6 protein-coding genes and 1 pseudogene are annotated in these 5922 nt (G+C 35.1%); 4 read left to right on the plus strand and 3 right to left on the minus strand.

Annotated elements, in window-relative coordinates:
• The 3 genes from OZD64_RS03950 to OZD64_RS03960 all read right to left on the minus strand — a co-directional run.
• Positions 1 to 280: IS5 family transposase (locus OZD64_RS03950; RefSeq protein WP_044471353.1), on the minus strand; the 280-nt coding region annotated here is incomplete at its 3' end.
• Positions 281 to 389: 109 nt separating this feature from the next.
• Positions 390 to 1631 carry a hypothetical protein gene (locus tag OZD64_RS03955; protein ID WP_095742638.1) on the minus strand — a complete coding sequence of 414 codons (1242 nt, stop codon included), beginning with the start codon at positions 1629 to 1631 and terminating at the stop codon, positions 390 to 392.
• Between the two features lie 80 nt (positions 1632 to 1711).
• Positions 1712 to 1900 carry a hypothetical protein gene (locus OZD64_RS03960; RefSeq protein ID WP_022626229.1) on the minus strand — a complete coding sequence of 63 codons (189 nt, stop codon included), beginning with the start codon at positions 1898 to 1900 and terminating at the stop codon, positions 1712 to 1714.
• Between OZD64_RS03960 and OZD64_RS03965 the strand changes: the two genes are divergently transcribed.
• From OZD64_RS03965 to OZD64_RS03980, 4 genes and pseudogenes are all read left to right on the plus strand, one after another.
• Positions 1857 to 3926: a cytochrome c-type biogenesis CcmF C-terminal domain-containing protein gene (locus OZD64_RS03965; RefSeq protein ID WP_458695112.1), complete on the plus strand. Its 2070-nt coding sequence runs from the start codon at positions 1857 to 1859 to the stop codon at positions 3924 to 3926. The genes OZD64_RS03960 and OZD64_RS03965 overlap by 44 nt on opposite strands.
• 173 nt (positions 3927 to 4099) lie before the next feature.
• A complete protein-coding gene (locus tag OZD64_RS03970) occupies positions 4100 to 4471 on the plus strand; it encodes a hypothetical protein (RefSeq protein ID WP_274999338.1) in 372 nt (123 codons plus the stop codon).
• Between the two features lie 171 nt (positions 4472 to 4642).
• Positions 4643 to 5584: pseudogene (locus OZD64_RS03975) on the plus strand (IS110 family RNA-guided transposase); the annotation flags it as partial.
• A 58-nt stretch (positions 5585 to 5642) separates the two neighbouring features.
• The coding region (locus OZD64_RS03980) for an IS5 family transposase (protein ID WP_044471353.1) at positions 5643 to 5922 on the plus strand (280 nt) is incomplete at its 3' end.

The raw sequence follows: 5922 nt of genomic DNA on the forward strand, positions 1-5922 counted from the left end.
TTTTTCTTCTACTATATTTTGTAATTTCATAATTCATTTTCTCAAAAATTCCCTGCTTCTTCCATTGCCTGAACTGCTCATACACAGTCTTCCATAGCGGAAAATCATTTGGTAAATACCGCCATTGACACCCTGTACGCAATACATAGAAAATTGCTTCTAATATTTCTCTTTTGCTATACTTTGGCGGCCTTCCTCCTTTCTTGTATGATACTCTGAAGTGTTTTTCTATTCTTGCCCATTCCCTTTCGCTTAGATCTGTTGGATACTTTTTTCTCATCTTTACCCCGTACTAAAATTTCAGATATTATAGCCTTTTACTTGTTTCCGGACAAGCTCTAAGAGCTGTCTTGAATTAAAGTGCTTTCATTACCCTAAAGATTTGGTTCTTATAACCTAGTTAGCTCAGTTTTAACGTTAATGTGTGAAGCTCTGAGTTCTGTTGAAGGATTTTCCAGCTGAATATCTAGCTCATTCTGTATGTTCGATAAACAAATTAAAGCTGAATCAAAAATTTCATCACACTGCTTTGCTTCATGTATATCATCAATTATTTCCTCGAATTCTTCCACATCATCCATTTCTTGCGGCGCACTTTTTAATATCGCTTTTATTTGGTTTAAGTTTTGACGAATTTTCTCCTGATATCCAACAATTCTCTCTTGATATATATCAATCATTTTTTGACATGCGTTGCCTCTAAATGGATGTTCTTTTTTCTCTTTTATGTAAGAACTTTGAAAGTCTTTACAGTTAAGGATTGCTTCTCTATGTTTTTTTATGTCATTAATTGCGCTGATTATCGACTTATCTATTTTCTTTAAATTTTCTTCCCGTTCTTCTCTTTTAATTATACTTTTGGATTCATTTTTTATCTGGTTCATTTTGTCATACAGGTTTCTGCATCCTTTGTAAGATGCCATTGGTTGTAACATTCCTTCTTTTACACCTTTATTGTAAAAATTCTTCAACTCATCACTTGATAGTATTGTTATAGCATCTTCCCTTTTACCTTGTGATTTAGGATACTTTTTATTCAATAAACTAACATGATTTAACAAGAAATCTCTAACTAGCCCTTCTTTTTTTACTTCGGATAATCTTTCTAGTGTTTCTATATATTTCAGAGTTTCCGCAAAGAGCTGTCCACCAGATGGAGCAAATCCTTGAAGTGATTTACTCTGTGCTTTACAAAAATCGGTTTGTAAAAAATCTTCAGCTTGTTTTTTTATTACTGAAAGTTCATTAAAGGCTTTTTCTGGATTGATTTTTCTCAAAATACTAATAGCTTTTCTAATCGCTTTTTCTCTCTTTTTATTATCTTGCTTTTCATTTAATATGAGATGTTCAGTTTTGGTAAAAGCATTACCTTGATCACTCTTTGCAATGTTACAAACGATGTTTTTTACAACTTCTTCGGTTGCTGCATAATCTATTTCTTTTGCAAAGCAGTCAACAAATGATTGCCAAACTTTTTTATTAACAAGTTTACTTGTCTTATTTTCAAAATCTTCTATATCTTTGAATCCTAAAATAGTATAGAGATTTTTTTCGATTATTGGTTCGGCATGTTGTTTTGCCACTTTACCTTTGATATTGAATGGAAATTTACTAATCTTAGTTGTACCCACAATATTACCTCAATATTAACGCTATCTATAAAAGTATAAAGATTTAATATTTAATTTTTAATTAATACTAGCACAGCTAACTACGGGAGCATTATGCTAGCATCAATTAACACTTTAACTTCTAACTTGTCATCAGTAATATTGTTTATATAAAAACTATAATTTTTTATGCCTGAACTTGGGAATATATTGCTATTGCTAGCCTGCTTATTGTCTTTGACATATTTGTTTTTACCGCTTAGTTCTTGTCGGTTTATTACCACTGCCATATTTTTTTGTGTATCAGCGTCAATGGCTATTTTGATCTACTGCCACATTACAAATGATTTTTCACTTGAAAACGTATACTACCACTCACACACAACAAAACCTTTGATCTACAAGATTTGTGGTGTTTGGGGAAACAAAGAAGGGTCCATGTTGCTTTGGACCTTAGTGCTTGTCATGTATTTATTACTAATGGATATTTATATACCTTCTGTCATTCCAGTTTCCCCCTCTGTCATCCCAGTCTCTTCTTCTGTCATCCCAGTGTCCAGACACTGGGATCCAGACAATTTAATTGCAAATGAGTACATCAAATGGCAGTGTAATAAAAACTGGATTCCAGTGTCAAGCACTGGAATGACACCAGAACGAACTAATGGTAGTAAATTAAAAAAAATATCTCTTATCACTCATGGGCTGATTTGCTTTTGTTTTTTGCTGTTCACTTTAATTGAATCCAGCCCCTTCACTAAAATGCCAGGCATTGAAACAGATGGATTGGGTTTTAATCCGATATTGCAGGATATAGGCCTTGCTATTCATCCACCGATATTATATTTGGGGTACCTTGGATTTAGCGTTCCTTTTTCGCTCTCTATAGCTGGATTAATTTTAAATACTGAAGGAAATGTTTGGGCTAAAATTGTCAGGCCTTGGGTACTTATTTCTTGGTCGCTGCTCACTTTGGGCATCAGCTTGGGTAGCTGGTGGGCATATCGCGAACTTGGGTGGGGTGGATTTTGGTTTTGGGATCCAGTGGAAAACGTTTCTTTGATGCCGTGGCTAATTGCAGTAGCGCTGACACATTTGTTGCTCGTGGTACGGAATTTCAATGTTTTAAGGAACTTTGCTATTTTACTTACGCTTACAACTTTTATATTGAGTGTGACTGGAACATTTCTAGTCCGCTCAGGAATACTTACCTCAGTGCACACGTTTGCAGATGACCCAAGATATGGACTATATATATTAGCTCTACTTGGTGTAATTACAGTCAGTAGCTTAGTAATATTTGTAGTATTTACGAGAAAAAATCACACGCCTGCGATGTCATTCCAATGCTTGACACTGGAATCCAGAAAGAAACTTGCTACTCAAGTGACAGAGGGTAGAAGATTCTTTTCACGCTTTACGATGATACTGATGAACAATTTATTATTCATCACTGCCTTTTTCATCGTGTTCGTTGGCACTTTATACCCTACAGTGCTTGAGTATTTAACCGGTGAATTAATTTCAGTTGGAGCACCATATTACAATTCTTTATTTAACTCTATTGCACTAGCTATTCTAGTGCTCACCATGATCGGGCAATACTGCAGTTGGCAGGGAAATAGTCTATTGCCAATATTCCGTGAATATAGATTTTCATTCTGCAGTGCTGCAGCTATTTTGCCGTTTATCTTTCACATGGAGCTAATAATTGTGCTATCAATTACTATCTCCATAGCATTATTAATCTTTGTTTTAGAAGCATACAGTAAAAGAATTCGTTTATTTAAGGTAGCATTTGGTGAATCAATTTTATTAGCAAGAAGAGTTTCTAAGTCCTACTATGCAATGATGCTTGCTCATGCTGGAGTGGCAATTCTAGTGCTTGGTATAGCTTATTCAGTTGGTTGGCAGGAGAAAAAAGAAAATTACTTAAAAATAGGGGATAGCATAACAGTCAATAAATTTAAAGTTACTTTACGCAATATTGAGCTAATAAAAGAAAAAAATTTCCATGCAGTGAGGGGTACAATGGATATCAGGAATTTGCTGAATAATAAGATATTAGGTGAAGTAACTCCTGAATATAGATTTTACCTTGCGGAAGGTCAGAAAAATGTTGAAAGCAGTATCTACCACAATTTGCTTTCTGATATTTATGTTGTAATTGGAGAGATTGATAAGAGTAAGAGCAAAATCGCAGCCAAAGTGCACTATAAACCTGGAATGTCTATAATCTGGCTTGGATCCTTTCTTATCGCTTTTGGTTCGCTCCTTGCTGCTTTTCCTTTTAGTGGACGAGCAAGGATTGTCTAGCTGTCGTGGATTTATTAACAACGCTCCTAGGTCCAGAGTGCAACGTATGAGAAATTACCGAGCTATAGATACTGATTTGCAAAGGTTAGAACCAAAGAAAGTTATATTTTTTTATTGACAGACCTATATATTACGATATTCACTAAGGGATTAGTGAGTAATGGTTATACAATATGAATGGTGGGGTATCAGGCAAGGAAAAAGTTATACGCACTCCTTTCGATTTTAAGGAGCCTTACAGCGATTGGCGTCAAATTTTTAAACGTCCTAATCAACAGTATAACCCTTCCAACTATGATTCGTCGAGCGAAATAAATGAACACGATATAGAAACTCAAAAGATTGAAGAAGGTGATGGCCATGATTCAGGTATTAGTTCCGATGATGAGGATGACCGGACAACTTATACAGCAGTACAATTAACTAATGATTCTCTTGATAGCGCCGGACAGATAAAACCTGTCAAACCAAAAAGAAACTTCCTAGCTGAGTGTATGGCAAATTTTATATATAATTTTGTAGAGAAGAGCTTTTTGCAGTTATAGCCGAACTATGCAATGGTGCCTTAAGTGCCCGTGGGATAGCGTGGCTTTGGAGGAACGGTCAAACCACTGATGGGGCCTTTTGGGCTACCTCGATTAGAAGAATGTATAACTCAACCGTCCCAAGCTTAAGCACTTCTCAACTATGGATTATTATATAATGGAGATTAAAAAATGGCAAAGGTCAAAAGTAAATTAGAGATAACGAATCCTAATGCAGCAGGAATCGATGTTGGCTCGGCTGTACATTATGTATGTGTACCCGAAGGAAGCGATGAACAACGTATACAAAAATTTAGCTGCTTTACGGAAGATCTCTATAACATAGCAAAATGGTTGAAAAAATGTAAAGTTAATACAGTAGCCATGGAGTCAACAGGAGTGTACTGGATTCCTTTGTTTCAAGTACTTGAATCACACGGATTTGAAGTAAAACTGGTAAACGCAAAACATGTTAAAAATGTACCTGGGAGAAAATCAGATGTGCAAGATTGTCAATGGATTCAACAACTACACAGTTACGGGTTACTCCAAGGGTCATTTAGGCCAGATGATCAAATGTGTGTATTGCGTAGTTATGTTCGGCAACGTAAAAATTTAATTGAAAATGCTTCTACACATACTTTGCGTATGCAAAAAGCGCTAACACAAATGAATATTCAACTACATAGAGTTATAAGCGATACAACTGGTGTAACTGGAATGCAAATTATTAAAGCAATAATAGATGGTGAGAGTAATCCTGAAAAATTGGCTGAACTAAGAGATGGACGAATAAAAAGTGATAAATCTGTTATTGCAAAAGCATTAGCAGGAAACTATAGGAAAGAACACCTATTTACATTAAAGCAAGAATTTGAGCTATATAATATTTATCAGGAAAAAGTAGCAGAATGTGACAGGAGCATTGAAGAATATTATAAAACATTTGAGACAAAGTCTGATGAGAGTAAAAAGTTAGGTGAAGAGAAAAATAAGTATAGAAAAAGTAAACCAAACTTTGCTTTGCATGAAGAATTATATCGAGTAACTGGCATAGATTTTACCAAAATTCCTGGATTGGATATACTAACTGTACAAACTATCATTTCGGAAGTTGGTGTGAACTATAATAAGAGGTTGTCCGGAAACAAGTAAAAGGCTATAATATCTGAAATTTTAGTACGGGGTAAAGATGAGAAAAAAGTATCCAACAGATCTAAGCGAAAGGGAATGGGCAAGAATAGAAAAACACTTCAGAGTATCATACAAGAAAGGAGGAAGGCCGCCAAAGTATAGCAAAAGAGAAATATTAGAAGCAATTTTCTATGTATTGCGTACAGGGTGTCAATGGCGGTATTTACCAAATGATTTTCCGCTATGGAAGACTGTGTATGAGCAGTTCAGGCAATGGAAGAAGCAGGGAATTTTTGAGAAAATGAATTATGAAATTACAAAATATAGTAGAAGAAAAA

Source organism: Wolbachia endosymbiont of Drosophila tristis (genome assembly GCF_028981745.1).
GTDB lineage: Bacteria > Pseudomonadota > Alphaproteobacteria > Rickettsiales > Anaplasmataceae > Wolbachia > Wolbachia pipientis.